Raw genomic sequence first — 17,522 nt, 5'->3', positions numbered from 1 at the left:
AATGCACGCGAGAAGTGCGCGGACAGGATTATTCTGCTAAGAACAATCCTGCGTCCGAGAAGAACATGTTGCTGGTAGATAGATTGGGCAAGGCACGATAATCAGCACGGCCGTCACGGGGCCGAAACACGGGCCATGTACAGTAGGCACTTCAACAGCTCGCGCTGCCCGCGCCCCAACGAGAGGTGCCTCATGTTCGAAAGCTTCATGTCCGCCGTTGCCACGCTGAACACCAACGTGCTGTGGGGCGTCCCCATGGTCGTGCTGATGCTCGGAACAGGCGTGTTCCTGCTCGTCGTCACCAGGGGCGCCGTGTTCACGCGCTTCAACGTGGTCATGCGCTACACCACCAAGACGCTCTTCCAGCGCCAGAACCCGTCCGAGGCGGGGGAGGGCACCATCTCGCCCTTCCAGGCGGTGTGCACCGCGCTCGCGGCGACGCTCGGCACCGGCAACATCGTGGGCGTGGCGCTCGCGGTGGCCACGGGCGGACCGGGATCGATCTTCTGGCTGTGGCTCTCCGCACTGGCGGGCATGGTCATCAAGTTCTGCGAGGTCACGCTGTCGGTGGCGTACCGCACACGCAACGAGCGCGGCGAGATCGTGGGCGGTCCCATGTACTACATCTCCCGCGGCCTGGGGGTCGGCTGGCTTGCGACGCTGTTCGCCGTCTTCGGCTTCCTCGCGTCGTTCGGCATCGGGGCGAGCGTGCAGGCAAACTCGCTCGCCGGCAGCGTGAACGCGACCTTCGGGGTGCCGCTTCCCGTCATCGGCGTCGTCGTGGCGCTTCTCGCGGGCCTTGTCCTTATCGGCGGCATCACGCGCATCGCGCAGATCACCGAGAGGCTCGTGCCCCTCGCGGCGGTGTTCTACCTTCTCGGCGCCGCGGCGGTGCTCGTGGTCAACGCCGCGGAGATTCCCGCAGCGATCGCCCAGATCTTCCGCGACGCCTTCACGGGCACGGCCGCCACGGGCGGATTTCTGGGCGCCACGGTCATGTACGCCTGCCGCGTGGGCATGTCGCGCGGCGTGTTCACGCACGAGGCGGGCATGGGCTCGGCGCCCATCGCGCACGCCTCCGCCGACACCGACCACCCCGCCCGTCAGGGCCTGTGGGGCACGTTCGAGGTGTTCTTCGACAGCATCGTCATGTGCACGGTCACAGGCCTCGTGATCATCACCTCGGGGCTGTGGCACGCTGACCCCATGATGTCCGAGGGCGCCATGAGCTCGGCAGCCTTTGGGCAGAGCATTCCCGGCGGACAGTACGTTGTGACGGTGGGCCTCATGCTCTTCGCGTTTGCCACGCTGATCGCGTGGTACTACTACGGCGAGAAGTGCGTTGAGTACCTCTTCCGCAAGAGCCGCGCCCAGCGCGTGGCGGTGCGCGTCTACCAGGTTGCCTACGTGGCCATGGTCTTTGCGGGCTGCGTGACCAACCTCGACGTGGTGTGGGAGTTCGCCGACTGCTTCAACGGCCTCATGGCAATCCCCAACCTCATCGCACTGATCGCGCTCTCGCCCGTGATCCGCCGGCTTGCGGCGGACTTCTTCCGCGATCCCGACCGCCGACGCCCGCGCGACACGGACTACAGCGGGATGCTGTCGTTCAGGGACAAGTAGCGGGCCCCTGGCGTTCGTTCTGCGACAATGGAGCCACAATCCCCCTCGCGCGGAAGGTTCCCCATGACGTATGCCACCGCCCCGATTTTGCGTCGCAAGCTCGCCCCGCTCGTTCTTCTCGCCATAGTGACCGTTCTTGCCCTCGGGAGTTGCGGCAACCTGGGGGAGTTCGACGAGAGGGATGTCGCCAGGCAGGCGGAGCAGTACTACGCCGAGAAGTACGGTGACGACGCCCACGTGGTCGACGTCTGGGAGGACCGGTCGTACGCCCTGTTTGGCTACCAGTCGTCCGGTCGGGCGTTCTGCACCATGAGCGACGGTCAGACGGTGCTCGTGGACTTTGAGGACGGCGTCGTTGGCGACAACCGGCAGCAGGACGAGGTCACGGCAGCCTACGAGCAGCGCTTCCGCGAGGAGCTCGAGGGTTGCTGCGAGCGCCTGGGGGACGCGGGCTGCGACGTTGCATCCGTGACTGTGAACGGCGTCCCGCTTGAAGAGGACGGCTTCTTTGAGGGGTGCATCTCGACGTACTACTGGCCGGAAGATCCAGCTGGCGAGAAGAACGGCGAGGTCGAGACGACCGTGGAGCAGAGCGCCTCGTTCTTCTACGCGCGCTACACGGGCGACGACAGCTTTTTCGAGCAGGAGGCCTCGCGCGTCAGCCTGGGTGTGCCGTACGTTAAGATCGAGCTCTCCGGTGCGGACGCGGACTACGCGGACGGCTTCCCGACAGACGTTCCCGAGACGCCCGCGTGGGTGGCGCCCATCGAGGGGGCGTGCCGCGCGCTGCTTCCTCTGACGGACGGGGACGCGGAGACGCGGGTGGTCGTCTACCAGGCCGGGTGTCGCGATGGGGTGCCCGAAGACACCGACGCCGCCGTTCTCAGCGACGCGGAGAACGGCAAGCTCGGCGAGCTCAGTCCCTTTGACGATAGTGATACGGGTGCCGATGACATTGGCAGCTGGCTCATCGTGGAGTGGTTCCCCGTGGGCAAGGGCGTTTACGTCACCTCCGACGAGTGCGGCGTGCGTCTGCGCACGGGTGATGTGGAGCTGGAGACCGTGGAGAGTCCCGTCTCGCTGGAGGAACTCCAGGAGAGTGGGAGCCTCGAGCGCTTTGACGAGCGCGAGTTCGCACCGGCGGTCTTTGAGGCCTATAGCCTGGCGGTGGCCCCGGACCTCTTTGCGCGTCTGCCGGAGAGCGTGCAGGACAACGGATGGTTTGACATCAGACTGGCATATGACAACCATGACCCGCAGACGGGCCTTGCAGAGCTGGGCGTCACGCCGGGCGGCCTTGCGCCCACGCTCTATCGGGTCGAGAAGAACCCCGCCGCCGAGGACGTCGACAGCGCTCCTCCCTACGAGGTGATTGCGATGCGGACGGAGACGCTGGCGAACGGCTTTCAGTACAGCGAGCCTGAGCTGTTTGCTGACGCGCCCACGCTTCTCGTGCGAATGTAGGTGGCGGGTCTGCGCGAGGCGCACCTCGCTGGCAACCGTACTGGCTGGACTCACGGATGACTAAACATACGAGAATCGGAGGTTTTATTCTTGGGTATACAATGTAAGATAAAGTAGGACATTGTAGTAGGGAGCAACCATGGCCACCGCAGCTGCGACCGAGTCCATTTCTGCGAAGCTTCGCAAGGACGAGAAGGACCGCTTCTCCATGATCTGCGATGAGATTGGCACCTCTCCAAGTAACGCAATCCGCATGTTCGTGTCTGCGTTCAATCGCCGCGGGGGCTTCCCGTTTGATCCGGCCAATCCCTACGGGTTTAGTCAGGAGACGCTTGCAGCAATGGATGATGCGGCGACGGGCAGGAATCTCTCAGGTCCCTACCACACCGTCAAGGAGGCAATGGCCGCGCTCGACGAGGAGTAGGCCATGCTGGAGCTGAAGTTCACCGCTAAGTTCAAGAAGGACTACAAGCGTGTGAAGCGCCAAGGCAAGGACCTCTCGAAGCTCGAGCGGACCCTTGAGACGCTTGTTCGGGGAGAAGCGCTTCCCAATGCGATGCGCGACCATTCGCTCGGCGGGACATATCGCGGTCATCGCGAGTGTTACATCAAGCCTGGCTGGCTGCTCATCTATCGTGTTGACGAGGAGGGGTTCGTTCTTGTTGCTACGAGGATGGGAAGTCATAGCGAGTTGTTGGGGGCAGCTCTTTTGTCGAACATGAATCTGAGAGGATATGCATGTTGAGACAGCACGCAATTGAGAACGAGCTGAAGCAGCTCGAAGGTGGAGCGTTTCAAAAACTTGCTGAGGCATATGTTTACCGCAAGCTTCACCTTCAGTCCTTGACTACTCTTGGATCGCAGCCCGGAACAAATAAAGTGACAGAGGGCATTCCCGATGCACACAGTCTTACAGACTGCGATGCGATTCTCATTGCATTTACTACTGCTCAGCACGGGTATTTCAGAAAACTCGAGAAAGACATTAAAGACTGTCTTTCGTCTCAAGTTCCTAATGGCTACACCAAGAGAATCATTTGCTGTCATCTTGCGTGGAGGCTATCTCCAGAACAGGAAGGCAAGCTTCGTGCGCTTGATTCTCGAATCGAATTGATTGGCCCAAAGACAATCGCATTGGATTTGGCGAACAAGTATCACGATCTTGCCGCGGAATTTCTGCATGTCCGTATGGGAGTCGACGCAATTATTACTCCTGATGAATGGATAAGGCGAGAAGAGAGGAAAGGCTATGCGACCTCACAATCGGGAGAGTTGCGTCACAGAGCCAAAGAACTGGAAGAACTCAGAGATGCTCTTGAACGAGTCCAAATTGTTGTAATTCACGGTCCTTCTGGATGCGGCAAAACGAGGTTGGCTCTTGAGCTTGTTAACCGCTATGCGCGAGACAAACGAGTTGCATCATATGTTTTATCGAAAGTGAGAGGGACTGGTGTTGCGGAGGATGTAAACGAGTTCCTTTCAGAGGGTGATGCCGTTCTCTTGGTTGATGACGCGCAGCAATCGGACGGACTCGACGAGCTTCTTGAGGTAGTTTTAAAGAACGAAGGCCTTCGAGTTGTACTTACCGTGCGGGATTACGCACATAAGTCATTGCTGACCGCCCTACGTCGTTCAGTACAATTCGAAGAATACTCTCTACAACCGCTGGATAATCAGGCTGTAGAAGAGTTGGTGAGAGACAATTTCGGAATTATCAACCACTACCTCCTTGAGAAGATCGGGAAGGTTGCTCGCGGCAACTTAAGGCTTGCGATAATGGCGGCATTGTGCGCGGAAAAGGATGGTTATCCTGGCATTGAGAGTGCTCATGCTGTAATGGACCTCTTCTACAAGGGTCTTATTGATGAGCTTGATCAAGACGACTTGATGTTGCTGTCATATCTGAGCGTATATTCTCCGTGCGACTTCAGAGAGGGAGATCAAGCTTATGAGAGCTTGCTAGCAGAGGGAATGCCGCTGTCCGAAATGAAACGTAGGGCGAGGAAGCTCCATGACCGTAATATTCTCGATGTATTAGAGGGCACTGAAAGAGTTATTTCGGTTAAGTTCGAGCAGCTGAATCTCCAAGACTACTGCACCTATAAGGCCATTTTTGAAGAGCACGTCGTTGACCTGTATGAGTTTATTTCAATGTTTGTCCTTCGTGATAGGCGGAGGGTCGTCAGGGTTCTTAACGTGCTCATCTCCATATTCGGCGATGACGAGACCATTTCAAAAATCAAATATGACTGCAAAAGAGTTTGGATGAACTCAGGTTCATATAGTATTACAGAGCGCCGTGAAATCATGGACGTGCTCCATCCCCTCATACCAGACAATGCCTACTGTTTCGCGTGCAATGAGATTAGCGGGATGTCGTCATCATGCGTTCCGATATCGGAGCAAGGAGATTATGGAAGACAGGCGACCGGTGAGATTCCAGTAAGCCTTGCCATTCTCTGTGAGCTGATGGACTCAAAACACTATCCCGATGCGATTTCTGTCCTACTTGATGGCATACAGAAAGGATGCTTCAAACTAGGGGATTACAAGTCTGTCATTGAGGAGTCTCTGGCAATAACTATGCACTCTGCAGAGACTGGGTTTCTGCGCGAGCGCAGGTTCCTCAATGAGCTGAGCCAGAGGATGAACAAAGAGTCTGACTCTCGAAACTTGCAGTTTTTTGGCCTAAAGCTTTGCGAGCAATACCTGGCCTTTTCCCACGTATCGACCGAAGCTGAGGAAGGGGGAGCGATTCGTTTTCTCACCATCAGAATGCCGGAAACGGAAGACGCTCTTGAGCTTAGAAGCAGCGCAATAGCATTCCTCTGCAGCTTGCTAGAGCTGTCAAGTTATCAATCCGATGCAGCTCGGGTTCTTTGCTCGCATGTCGGGATAGTCGAAAAAGAACCGGTCAAGGAGGATGTCCGTTTCTTTCTAGAGAATGGTATTCGGTCGTTTGTATCGCATATTCCGGCAGGATTAGTGCCCACTTCTAGGGATGAACTAGAACTCGTTTACCATTGCTCTCTTGCTTGTGAGGCGCTTTCGCTGCAAGAGCAAGAGACGATGTCGAACCTTCTACCCTTGGCGTATTCCGACCGCGAGAAGTTGATGGAAAGCTTTGATCCAGATGAGGGAGAAATACTCTCTGCAGTTAACGGCTGGAGTTCCCAGAGGTATAAGGATGTACTCAAGATTAACCATGAGATGTGGGAGAAAGGAGAGATAGACCCATACAGCGCTGGCTCTCTTGTTGACAGGGTTTTTATTGCTCTGCTTTCAGAGGATAAGCCCGACATTAGCCTCGAAGGTATTTTCGATTATTTCTGCAATCTTCATAATGCTGACCAGCAGATATCTCTTGGCTCTAGGATTATCGAGAGGCTCGGTCAGAGAATCGGATGGCGCCTACTTCTTGATACGGCGATTTCTCATGGGCTTGCGACTTTAGCCGTCGCCGGAATTGAGATGGCGCCGGCTGATATTGCGTCAAATAACGACATAGATTACCTTCTTTTCATGGCGGAATCGGAGCAGGTTTTGATGCATATCGATGGAGTTATGAGCATCGAATCAAAGACTTCCGGCTTTGCAAGCAGATACTGTAGGACAGTCAAGTCATCTTTACTCAAGAAACTCGGATACGCACATCTATTCTTTTTGCCTCTCTCAAATTCAAGAGAGCCGATGGCCGATCTTGACGTGTGCTTCGGGGCTGACTTGAACGATTTGCTTGAGATATACGCAGACAATATCCATGATCGTCATTTCGACTACTCAGGCTTAGTGTTTAGATACCTCGATGAGCGAGGAGCAGACCCAATTGAGAGGCTATTTCAGTTGCTGGTGGCCGCTGAAAATTATGCCTCGCGCCGAGTTATTATTTGTCGACTGGGGCAGGCATCAAGACTGAGTAATCCGATGAAAAGGATGCGAGAGGTTGTTCGTCGTCTTGCGGGCGTTGTTAAATATCCAACAGGAGATGTCCACGCTCTGCTTGTTCATAATGATTATCTTGCTGCTGGATTTGATGTTCCAACTTTAGTATTTGAAGAACTGAGAATCGGGTTGGAGAAGGGCAACATTCCAAATTACTTCAGTAGGGTTCTTTCAGACATCCCGTTTATGAGCCGGGTGGAACCATATGTTGCGCTGCTGAGCAGCGATTTAGCTGGCAAACTATTTGACGTCCTTCCATTTGGTTCGTCCTCTTATGCTGGTTCGATTGAGCAAGGATTTGCACCAGCTATTCGTGCTGAGATTGAGATTATTGAAACGATCTCTGATTCGCTTCCACATGATGGTCGCTTCAGGTATCACAGGGAAGCCTTGGGTGAAATCATCAGCAGAAAAGAGCGGAAAATCGATGAAGAGAGGTGGCGGAGCTTCCACGAGACGTTTTAATCAAGTGTGTCCTGGAGAGATAAGCATGATTGAGCGTTATATCTCCGTCCGAATGTCGGCTCTGACCTCTTACGCGCACCGCTCGAAGACGCAGTCGTTGTGGTAGTGGATGAAGTCGAGGCTCGGCCAAGTCGACTCGTCGCTGCCCGGCAGGGCGATCTTCCTCCCGTCGAAGGCGTAGAGCCACCGGTCGTTCGCGGGCGTGTGCGACACGTGCGAGGAGACCACGACGCGGTAGCGGTCATCGAGCGTGATGAGGCCGCGGTCGAAGGTATCAAGGAGAGCGGCGAGAGGCCCGTCTTTCAATTGCTCGCAGGAATCTGGCCGCCTGTCGATAACTGGCCTTCAGCTACTGTACGGCCGCTAAGATTTGTCTGTGACGGCTCGCCCAATCTCTTTGACCAAGGAGTGCGTTGTGGTAAATCCGGAGGAGTTCGACAGCCAGGATATTCCGAGCGCGGAGCGTTCGGCGGACATGTACGTAGATGCCGTCAATGCGGTTATTGGGCTTGCTGGCATGGCCGCACCACTGCTCGTCCCGGGTGGAAAGGCCGCTGCAGTAGCGGGTGCCGTGGTTAAGGCGGCTCCGGTAATACAGGGCGTTGCCAATCAGCTTCCCAAGATTGCGCCCGTGGTGGCTCCGGCGGCAAAGAACGTTGTTGGCGCTGCTGCCGAGAAAGCCCCCGACGCTGTTGCTGCTGGGTTCGGCAAGGTTGCCGCTGCGGCCAAGGGTGCCGCTGAAGCAGCGGGAGGGGTGGCAGCCGGTGCGAGAAACGCGGTTCAGGGGGCGATAGACGTCAGGGCCCAGGAGAAGGCACGTAAGCTCGCCCGCAAGACCCTGCTCGACGGCGCAGGAATCCGTATGTCCTCGACCTCGTTCATGGAGAACTGGGACGTCCAGTCCAAGCTTCAGGAGGGGAGCACTGGCGAAGGCTATCTCAACTACTGCGGCTGCTATGTGATCATCACCTGTGACGGTGCTGTCCACAAGGATGACTACAGCAAGTATCGGGAAATCTACGTGGGCAAGTCCACGAACATGGGGGCAAGCATTCACGACGACTTCGTCGGCAAGGGGAACGCGGACGTCTACGCCGATGTGAAGTACAAGCAGCATGTCTACGTTCTGCTCTATCCATGCTCAGAGGACAAGCTTGACCAGCTGGAGGAGTCGCTTATCACTGCTTTGGACGCGGATGCATCATACAATCACGGGTTTTCTTCTTGAGGGGAAAAGCGGGATTGTCGGTGTTGTACCTGAGAATTCGGTGATCGTGGGGCTCATCGGCAGAATACGGGCGGAAAGGTTGTTAACTTCGTTCGAAGTCTCCGACCGGAGTCAGTGAAATTTATTTGATTGATTGGTTCCGCTTGTAGGAAGGGGATTGGATGCTAAAGAAAGCCGGAATGTTCGTGATATGTGTTGCCTTGGGCGCCCTGCTCGTCCTCGGTTTCCAGCATTTCCAGAGCGCCAACGTGGCCCATCCCGAAGGAAAGACCGACATCGATCTTACCGTGCTCGAGGAGTCGATGGAGAAGAACAGTGAGCTCTCGACTGCGAAGTACCTCTACACCAGCTCCGTTTCCGTTACCGACCAGAATACGGTGGAGGTGTTCGGAACCGAGGTTACGCTTCCCTTTACCGATGCCACTTACATCTTCGAGTTTGACGGGACAATAAAGGCGGGCTACAACCTGCAAGACGTGAGGCCTTTCGTCGAGAACGGCGATACGGTGGTTATTGAGCTCCCGCCCGCAGATATCCTCTCGCACGAGACCAGTGATGTTACGTGTGTGTACGAGCAGCAGAACATCGCCAATCCTCTAAAGGCCGGCGAGGAGTCGCAGTGGATCGAGAGCCAAAAGGCCGCCATGGTCGAGCGGGCTGAGTCGTTGGGACTCTATGATGAGGCGCAGCAGAATGCAAAGGTCACCTTCGAAAGTCTCTTTGCGGAGGCAATACCCGAGGGCGCCACTCTCGAAGTTAGATTCCAGTAGGAAGGCTGGCATGCATGGGAAATAAGAATAGCAATGGTGGGGGCGCTGGCGTAGCGATTGCGGTAGCCGTAATTGCAGTATTCGTCATCCTCTATATTCTGATCAATAGGATGTTTTTCGCATAGGGCATGGCAAACTGGAGCTGGAGGCGCTCTCGCAGGGAGGCGCCCCCATTCTCTCTTTGCGACGCTCCTAGGAAGTCGGCAGTGAGGAAGAGCGGCTCTTTGAGGTCACCTTTCCGCTCATGGTCTAGGACCCTCCTGTTAGCCCAACTCCTTAGACTGGGACCTATGGGCGTGCCCAGAATCTCTACCATAGATTCTGACGAGAAGAACGCGTCGGAATCGAGGTCCCCATGGCCGACAACAGCGCAACTACCCAAGAAATCACCGCGGTCAAAGACGAGCACGGCCTCCTTTTCCTCGGCGACCCCAAGGAGATCAAGGCTTGGCTCGACGATTGTGGCCTTGCCTCTCGCGAGTTTGCGACCAAGGCGCTGAGGACCGGTGGCTCCGCCGTGCAAACGGCAGCCAAGGTGTCCTCGGAGTCCGGTCGTTGGGTGAAGCTCACCAAGGACTCCGCCAAGCTTCTCGAGAAGTACGGCAAGGCGGGTGCCATACAACCCGGTGTGGTGCAGAAGTCAAATGGTCAGATCGTCAAGTGGCTCAGGTTTGAGAGCCCGAGCCAGCTCTTCTCTCCTGCCATGGCGACGGGCGTTGCCGGGATGATGACCCAGATGGCACTCGAGCAGGCTATCCAGGAGATCACGGACTACCTCAAGAGCATCGATGAGAAGGTCGGAGACCTCCTTCAAGACCAGAAGGACCAGACCGTGGCCGACCTCATCGGGGTGGTCTTTGAGGTGGATGAGGCCGCGGCAATCAGGGACAAGACGGGCACATTGAGCGATGCCGCCTGGTCAAAGCTTGCCCCGTGTGCCCAGACGACAAGTCGGGCGCTCGGATATGCCCTGACCAAGCTTCAGGGCATCTCGGATAAGCTCTCGCGCGCCGAGTCCGTCGATAAGATCGAGCATGTGCTGAGCGCTGTGAAGGAAGACGTGCCCACGTGGCTCGTTATGGTCTCGAGAGCAGTGCAGACGAGGGACAAGCTCTCGGTCATCGAGCTGGAACGCGCCTACGCCGAGCTCCCCGAGGTGCTTGAGGAGCATCGTTTGGGAATCGTGGAGGCGAGGAGAGAGCGCCTTGGCAAGGTCAAGGTCAGGATTGATGCCCTTCGCGAGGTGCTTGAGCTGTCGGCAGACAGAGTCAGGGAGGAGAAGCTCCTCCACCCCTTTGCCGTGGACGACGTTCTCAGAACTCTTGATTCGCTGATGGAGCAGACCAGCCAGTTCTCCAAAGGGCTCGACATCGAGATGGACGAAAAGGTCATCGAGCGCGCCCCGGAGTGGCTTGACGTCGCCGGAAAGTTTGCTGGCGACGTTGCCTCGGGTGCCGCGAACGGCGCGCAGCAGCTTGGCGGTGCGATCGCCGATGGGGCGGGTGTTCTGGGCGAGGCTGCGGGGAAGGGTGCAGCTGATCTGGGGGCTGCCGTGGCTGACGGAGTCCAGGAGCTTGGTAAGGTTATGGGCAACGTTGACCTCAAGAAGGCTACGGATTCGCTTCCATTCAAGCTTCCGTTCGGAGGGAAGTAGGGGATACGACTCTTGAGGAGTTGGCTCGCTTTCTCCTCCGTTTCCTCTCAGGGAGTGCCGTGAACTCTGATTAGCCCACCGAATAACTGTTCAGTGGCTTCAGCTATCATGGCAACATCTGCCTCAGGAGCTAGAACGCCTGACAAATGAGGGCTTATTGACAGCTTGAAAGATTCCGTACTCCAGTTTTACACCACGGGGAGCTTCGCAAACGATAGAGGGGCCGAGGGATGAAGCTCTCGGCCCCTCTCTCTATTAAATGGCGCGGTTAATGAGTTCTCGTCTTCTACGGTGATCCATCGGCCATTCGGCCCATCTTCAGCCACAAGGGCTCTGTCCAGTTCACCAAAATGACCGGTGATAGAATAATACCTGTTAATCGTCGTTGACGACATGATGAAGCCACCTAAGGTACCAGCATGAAGCACGCTTACATAGAGTACGACTCATTGCGAATCAATGAAGACTGGTTCGAGCAGGTTGTCGTCGAACACCTCGTCGACAACCTCGGATACGAGCATCTTTATGGGCCGGACGTCCGCCGCTCCTCAGATGACTACCGCGATGTGTTCCTGCCCGACGTATTGCCCGACGCTCTGGCGCGAATCAACAAGGGGCTCCCCTCCGCTGCAATCGATGAGGCCATCCTCAAGATTTCGAACGTCGAGGGCGGCACCTTGGAGCAGCGCAACGAGACCTTCAACGACTACCTCCAGTCGGGCGTCGAGGTGCGCTACTTCGACGGCGAGCAGGACCGGGACGAGATCGTTCGCCTGCTTGACTTCGACGACCCCGGCAACAACGACTTCCATGTCGTAAACCAGTGGACGTTCGTCGAGTACTCCGAGAAGCGCCCCGACGTCATCGTGTTCGTCAACGGCATGCCACTCGTCATGTGCGAACTCAAGTCACCATCGCGCGAGGAGACGGACGCGTCTGACGCCTACAAGCAGCTCCGTCAGTACATGCGCCAGATCCCCGGCATGTTCGTCCCCAACGTCTTCTGCGTCATGAGTGACATGTCCGAGACGCGGGTGGGCACCATCACGGCGGACGAGGACCGCTTCGTGGCCTGGAAATCCGTGGACGGGGACTACTCCGAGACCAAGGCCGCGACGTGGAAGACGATGCTCGACGGCATGCTTCCCAAGGAGCGACTGCTCGACATAGTCCGCAACTTCGTGTGCTTCAACGACTCCAACGACAGGATTGTCAAGATCCTCGCCGCCTACCACCAGTACTTCGGCGTGCGCAAGGCCATCGAGCGGGCCACGAAGGCCGTCGAGGGCGACGGTAAGATCGGCGTGTTCTGGCACACACAGGGTTCCGGCAAGTCCCTCTCCATGGTCTTCTTCGCACACCTGCTCCAGAGCAGGCTCGACAGTCCGACCATCGTGGTCATCACGGACCGCAACGACCTCGACGACCAGCTCTACGGCCAGTTCGGGCGCTGCTCCGCGTTCCTCCGCCAGGCACCGGTCCAGGCGGAGAGCCGCAAGGACCTCAAGGACCTGCTTGAGGGGCGCGAGGCGAACGGCATCATCTTCACCACCATGCAGAAGTTCACCGACGGCGATGAGCCCCTGTGCGACCGCAGCAACGTCGTCGTAATGGTCGACGAGGCCCATCGCGGCCAGTACGGCCTCACCGAGAGGATGGACGCCTCCGGCAAGGTCAGCGTGGGCGCTGCCCGCGTGGTGCGCAAGGCGCTACCCAACGCCTCCTACATCGGGTTCACCGGCACGCCCATCGCGCTGGAGGACCGTAACACCAGGGAGATATTCGGCGACTACATCGACGTCTATGACATGACCCAGTCGGTCGAGGACGAGTCGACGAAGCCCGTCTACTACGAGAGCCGCGTGGTGGCGCTCCACCTCGACGAGAACGCGCTCGGGCGCATCGATGACGCGTACCGCGAGTTCGCCGACCAAGCCGACGAGGCGACCGTGCAAAAGTCCAAGCACGACCTGGGCGGGCTGGACGCCATCTTCGATACTCCGGAGACCATCGATGCTCTGTGCAGGGACATCGTCGAGCACTACGAGGAGAACCGCGCCGACGTGCTGGCAGGCAAGGCGCTCATCGTGGCGTACAGCCGCCCCATCGCGATGAAGATCTACAAGCGAATCATGGAGCTGCGCCCCGGCTGGAAGGACAAGGTCGGCGTCGTGATGACGATGTCCAACCAGGACCCCGAGGAGTGGTTCGAGGTCTGCGGCGGCTCCAAGCACAAGAAGGACATGGAGCAGCGCTTCAAGAACGATGACGACCCGCTCAAGATTGCCATCGTCGTGGACATGTGGCTCACCGGCTTCGACGTGCCGAGCCTGTCCACCATGTACGTCTTCAAGCCCATGAAGGGCTACAACCTCATGCAGGCCATAGCCCGTGTGAACCGCGTCTGCCGAGGCAAGGAGGGCGGTCTGGTCGTCGACTACATCGGCATCGCCCGCGCCCTCAAGCAAGCCATGAAGGACTATACCAACCGCGACCAGTCAAACTACGGCAACATGGACGTCGCCGCGACGGCCTACCCAAAGTTCCTGGAGAAGCTCGACGTGTGCCGCGACCTCATGTACGGCTTCGACTATCGCAAGCTCATCTTCACAGACAAGAAGGCCGAGCTCGCGAGCGCCATCGCGGAGGGCGTCGACTGGCTGCTCGAGCCCAGGCGGCGGGACGACGCAGAGGAGTTCCTCAAGCAGTGCCAGCTCATGAACCAGGCCCTCAGCCTGTGCAAGAGCCTGGTCTCGCACGAGGACCAGCACGAGGCGGCGTACCTCTCGGTCCTGCGCGTCCAGGTGCTGAGGCTCACGGGGCGCAAGTCCGGGGGCTCGGGAGGCATGACCTACGCGGAGTTCAACAAGCAGGTGACCGAGATCCTGCAGCAGACCGTCCATGCGGACGGGGTTCTCAACCTCTTCGACAACCAGGACGTCGAGATCTCCCTCTTCGACGAGGCGTTCCTCGCCGAGGTCGCCAGCATGAAGGAGAAGAACGTCGCCGTCGAGAGCCTGAAGCGCCTCATCAAGGAGCGTGTGCGGGCCTACCAGCGCACGAGCGTGGTCAAGGCCCAGAAGTTCAGCGTCATGCTCCAGGCCACGCTCAACTCCTACCTCAACGGCATGCTCACCAACGCCGAAGTCATCGAGGAGCTCGTCAAGATGGCCAAGGACATGATGAGGGACAGGACCGACGCCGAGGAGCTCGGGCTGAACGACGAGGAGATGGCCTTCTACGACGCCATAACCAAGCCCGAGGCGGTCAAGGACTTCTACGACAACGACCAGCTCGTGTCCATCACACGGGAGCTCACCGAGACCCTGCAGAGGAGCGCCACGATAGACTGGCAGAAGAAGGAGAGCGCCCGTGCGGGCATGCGCCGCGCGATCAAGCGCCTCCTGCGCAAGTACAAGTACCCGCCCGAGGGCGTCGACGACGCCATGGAGACGGTCATGGAGCAGTGCGAGCTCTGGGCCGATACGAAGATCTACGAATAGGAGCTGCGTATGGCACGCAAGAAGAAGGACAACACCGCCGAGATCGGCTTCGAGCAGCAGATCTGGAGCGCCGCCGACAAGCTGCGCGGCAACATCGATGCCTCCGAGTACAAGAACGTCGTGCTCGGGCTCATCTTCCTCAAGTACATCTCCGACAAGTTCGACCAGCGCCACCAGGAGCTTGTCGACGAGGGAGAGGGCTTCGAGGAGGATCGCGACGAGTACACGGCGGAGAACATCTTCTTCGTGCCGGAGAGCGCCCGCTGGAAGACCATCGCCGCCGCCGCGCACACCCCCGAGGTGGGCAAGGTCATCGACGAGGCAATGCGCCAGATCGAGGCGGAGAACGACAAGCTCAAGAACATCCTCCCCAAGAACTTCGCCCGCCAGGAGCTGGACAAGCGCCGCCTGGGCGAGGTCGTGGACCTCTTCACCAACGTGCAGATGGCGGAGAAGGGCGACACGCGCGACATCCTGGGGCGCACCTACGAGTACTGTCTCTCCAAGTTCGCGGAGGCGGAGGGTAAGAACGCGGGCGAGTTCTACACGCCCGCCTGCGTTGTCAGGACGCTCGTCGAGGTCATCGAGCCCTACCATGGGCGCGTCTACGACCCCTGCTGCGGCTCGGGCGGCATGTTCGTTCAGTCGGCGGAATTCGTGAAGCGCCACCAGGGCAACATAGACGACCTGTCGATCTACGGCCAGGAGAGCAACCCCACCACATGGAAGATGGCGACCATGAACCTCGCCATCAGGGGCATCGACGCGGACCTGGGCAAGCAGAACGCCGACACGTTCTTCAACGACCTGCACCGCACGGAGAAGTTCGACTTCATCCTCGCCAACCCGCCCTTCAACCTCTCTGACTGGGGCGGCGACAAGCTCAAGGAGGACCCGCGCTGGGAGTACGGCGTCCCGCCCGAGAGCAACGCGAACTTCGCCTGGGTCCAGCACATGGTGCACCACCTCAACCGCACCGGCCGCATGGGCATGGTGCTCGCCAACGGCTCGCTCTCCAGCCAGACGAACAACGAGGGCGAGATCAGGGCGCGGCTCATCGAAGCCGACCTGATCGAGGGCATCATCGCCATGCCTGACAAGCTCTTCTACAGTACGGGCATCCCGGTGAGCCTGTGGATCATCACCAAGAAGAAGGCCCAGCCCGGAAAGACCCTGTTCATCGACGCCCGCAACATGGGCACCATGGTATCACGCAAGCTCCGCGAGTTCACCGAGGAGGACATCGCCAAGGTCGCCGGGACATTCGATGCGTTCCGCGAGGGAACGCTCGAAGAGGAGAAGGGCTTCTCCGCCATTGCCTCCATCGAGGACATCAAGGAGCAGGACTATATCATCACGCCCGGTCGCTACGTCGGCATCCCAGACCCCGAGGACGACGGCGAGCCCTTCGAGGAGAAGATGGCCCGTCTGACCGGAGAGATCGCCAAGTGCTTCGAAGAGTCCAACCGCCTGCAGGAGCAGGTCAAGAAGAACTTGGAGGCGATCGGGTATGGGCTTTAATCCTGTGATACCGGTCGGCAACCTTGTTGAGTATTCACGGGGAGGCGGATGGGGGAAAGAAACTCCTTTTGAGGGGTCGTCTCGTGTCGCAATTATTCGCGGTGCAGATTTTCCTTCAGTCGCGCAGGGCTCTTATGGCGGCCTTCCCGTGAGGTATGAGAAGGATTCTAAGGTTAATAGCGTCGCTCTTCGCGCCGGGGATATTGTTTTGGAAAATTCAGGTGGAACTGATTCTCGGCCAACTGGTAGGACGGTTTTCGTCACTAATGAATTGATTGATGCCTATGACTGCCCGGTCATCCCCGCGAGTTTCTGTCGTCTCCTTAGATTTGACAACAGAGCGAATAGCGAATTTGTCTACTACTGGCTTCAGGAAATGTACTCTGCCGGTAGAACATGGGGTTATCAAAATAGGTCGACCGGTCTCTCGAACTTCCAATACAAAGTGTTTGCCGATTCTGAGCTTCTGCCTGATCTCCCAATTGAGGTCCAGAGCAAAATAGCTAGCGTTCTTTCGGCTTTTGAAAAGAAGATTCGAGAGAACAATCGCCAAAATGATTATTTAGCTGAGCTCGGAGACGCGCTCTTCAATAGAGAATGCCCCCAGTCAAATGAGCCTAACGCGATATTGTCGGACATTGCGCAAGTCACCATGGGCCAATCTCCGTCAGGATCTTCGTACAATGAAGATGGGAACGGCGAGGTCTTTTATCAAGGTCGCGCCGAGTTCGGAGCTTTCTTCCCACGCAGACGCCTATTTACTACCGAACCAAAGCGCATGGCGCGAGAAGGCGATACGCTCATGAGTGTGCGAGCGCCTGTTGGTGATTTGAATATTGCGAACGAAGATTGTTGTATCGGTCGAGGCCTTGCTGCAATCCATTCGGAGAACAATCAAAGCTTCGTCCATCATCTTGTCAGAGCCCAGGGAAGACAACTTGACACTTTCAATGGTGACGGCACCGTGTTTGGGTCAATCAATGGAAAGGCTTTGAAGAAGCTCCCAGTTTATCTTCCCAGCAGCGATGTGATAGCCCGCCTAGAGTCCCGGTTAGAACCTATTGATGCATTGATTCGCCGGAACGATGATGAGATGCAAGCCCTGGAGCGTATGCGTGATACTCTGCTGCCAAGGTTGATGTCCGGTGAAATCGACGTCTCAAAGGTCGACCTTACGCAGCCAAATAATCATTTGGCTTGGTGCCTGTCGGATCACAACACGTGGTGCGGGATAGCTCTGCCATCGGCGAACTATTTGCGAAGAGATTCGACTACTGCGGCGGAATCGAACACTGCGCCTGGCTGCTAATCAACCCGTCCTCACTGCGCGATAGAATACGGCTATCAGCTTT

At 57.6% G+C, this 17,522-nt stretch carries 12 protein-coding genes; 11 read left to right on the top strand and 1 reads right to left on the bottom strand.

Annotated features, from left to right (window positions below):
• Positions 1-192: 192 nt before the first annotated feature.
• From BQ7391_RS11640 to BQ7391_RS12280, 5 genes are all read left to right on the top strand, one after another.
• Positions 193-1,623, top strand: coding sequence for an alanine/glycine:cation symporter family protein (locus BQ7391_RS11640; RefSeq protein ID WP_200799618.1), 1,431 nt, complete (start codon positions 193-195; stop codon positions 1,621-1,623).
• A gap of 63 nt (positions 1,624-1,686) precedes the next feature.
• Positions 1,687-3,087: a hypothetical protein gene (locus BQ7391_RS11635; protein WP_075280750.1), complete on the top strand. Its 1,401-nt coding sequence runs from the start codon at positions 1,687-1,689 to the stop codon at positions 3,085-3,087.
• Between the two features lie 139 nt (positions 3,088-3,226).
• The gene (locus BQ7391_RS11630) at positions 3,227-3,511 is read left to right on the top strand and encodes a type II toxin-antitoxin system RelB/DinJ family antitoxin (RefSeq protein WP_075280749.1); all 285 of its coding nucleotides are present in this window, start codon (positions 3,227-3,229) and stop codon (positions 3,509-3,511) included.
• Between the two features lie 3 nt (positions 3,512-3,514).
• Positions 3,515-3,832, top strand: a complete 318-nt coding sequence (locus tag BQ7391_RS11625; RefSeq protein ID WP_075280748.1) for a type II toxin-antitoxin system YafQ family toxin — start codon at positions 3,515-3,517, stop codon at positions 3,830-3,832.
• Positions 3,826-7,494, top strand: a complete 3,669-nt coding sequence (locus tag BQ7391_RS12280; RefSeq protein ID WP_129583974.1) for an nSTAND3 domain-containing NTPase — start codon at positions 3,826-3,828, stop codon at positions 7,492-7,494. The genes BQ7391_RS11625 and BQ7391_RS12280 overlap by 7 nt, the downstream gene beginning before the upstream one ends.
• Positions 7,495-7,563: 69 nt before the next feature.
• Here BQ7391_RS12280 and BQ7391_RS11620 read toward each other — a convergent pair whose 3' ends face one another.
• Positions 7,564-7,800: a hypothetical protein gene (locus BQ7391_RS11620; protein ID WP_075280747.1), complete on the bottom strand. Its 237-nt coding sequence runs from the start codon at positions 7,798-7,800 to the stop codon at positions 7,564-7,566.
• A 109-nt stretch (positions 7,801-7,909) separates the two neighbouring features.
• Here BQ7391_RS11620 and BQ7391_RS11615 point away from each other — a divergent pair, with 109 nt between their 5' ends.
• From BQ7391_RS11615 to BQ7391_RS12275, 6 genes are all read left to right on the top strand, one after another.
• Positions 7,910-8,722, top strand: a complete 813-nt coding sequence (locus tag BQ7391_RS11615) for a hypothetical protein (RefSeq protein ID WP_075280746.1) — start codon at positions 7,910-7,912, stop codon at positions 8,720-8,722.
• Positions 8,723-8,883: 161 nt separating this feature from the next.
• On the top strand, positions 8,884-9,492 hold the full coding sequence (locus BQ7391_RS11610; RefSeq protein ID WP_083662224.1) for a DUF4230 domain-containing protein: 609 nt from the start codon (positions 8,884-8,886) through the stop codon (positions 9,490-9,492).
• 355 nt (positions 9,493-9,847) lie between these two features.
• Positions 9,848-11,146, top strand: coding sequence for a BRO1 domain-containing protein (locus tag BQ7391_RS11605; RefSeq protein WP_075280744.1), 1,299 nt, complete (start codon positions 9,848-9,850; stop codon positions 11,144-11,146).
• Between the two features lie 419 nt (positions 11,147-11,565).
• Positions 11,566-14,649, top strand: a complete 3,084-nt coding sequence (locus tag BQ7391_RS11600; protein ID WP_075280743.1) for a type I restriction endonuclease subunit R — start codon at positions 11,566-11,568, stop codon at positions 14,647-14,649.
• Between the two features lie 9 nt (positions 14,650-14,658).
• Positions 14,659-16,170: a class I SAM-dependent DNA methyltransferase gene (locus tag BQ7391_RS11595; RefSeq protein WP_075280742.1), complete on the top strand. Its 1,512-nt coding sequence runs from the start codon at positions 14,659-14,661 to the stop codon at positions 16,168-16,170.
• On the top strand, positions 16,160-17,479 hold the full coding sequence (locus BQ7391_RS12275; protein ID WP_200799617.1) for a restriction endonuclease subunit S: 1,320 nt from the start codon (positions 16,160-16,162) through the stop codon (positions 17,477-17,479). Before BQ7391_RS11595 ends, BQ7391_RS12275 begins: the two co-directional genes overlap by 11 nt.
• Positions 17,480-17,522: the final 43 nt, after the last annotated feature.

The organism is Thermophilibacter provencensis, from assembly GCF_900128445.1.
Classification (GTDB): domain Bacteria; phylum Actinomycetota; class Coriobacteriia; order Coriobacteriales; family Atopobiaceae; genus Thermophilibacter; species Thermophilibacter provencensis.
Note: the sequence above shows the minus strand (reverse complement) of the source record. Positions and strands in the feature narration are given on the sequence as shown.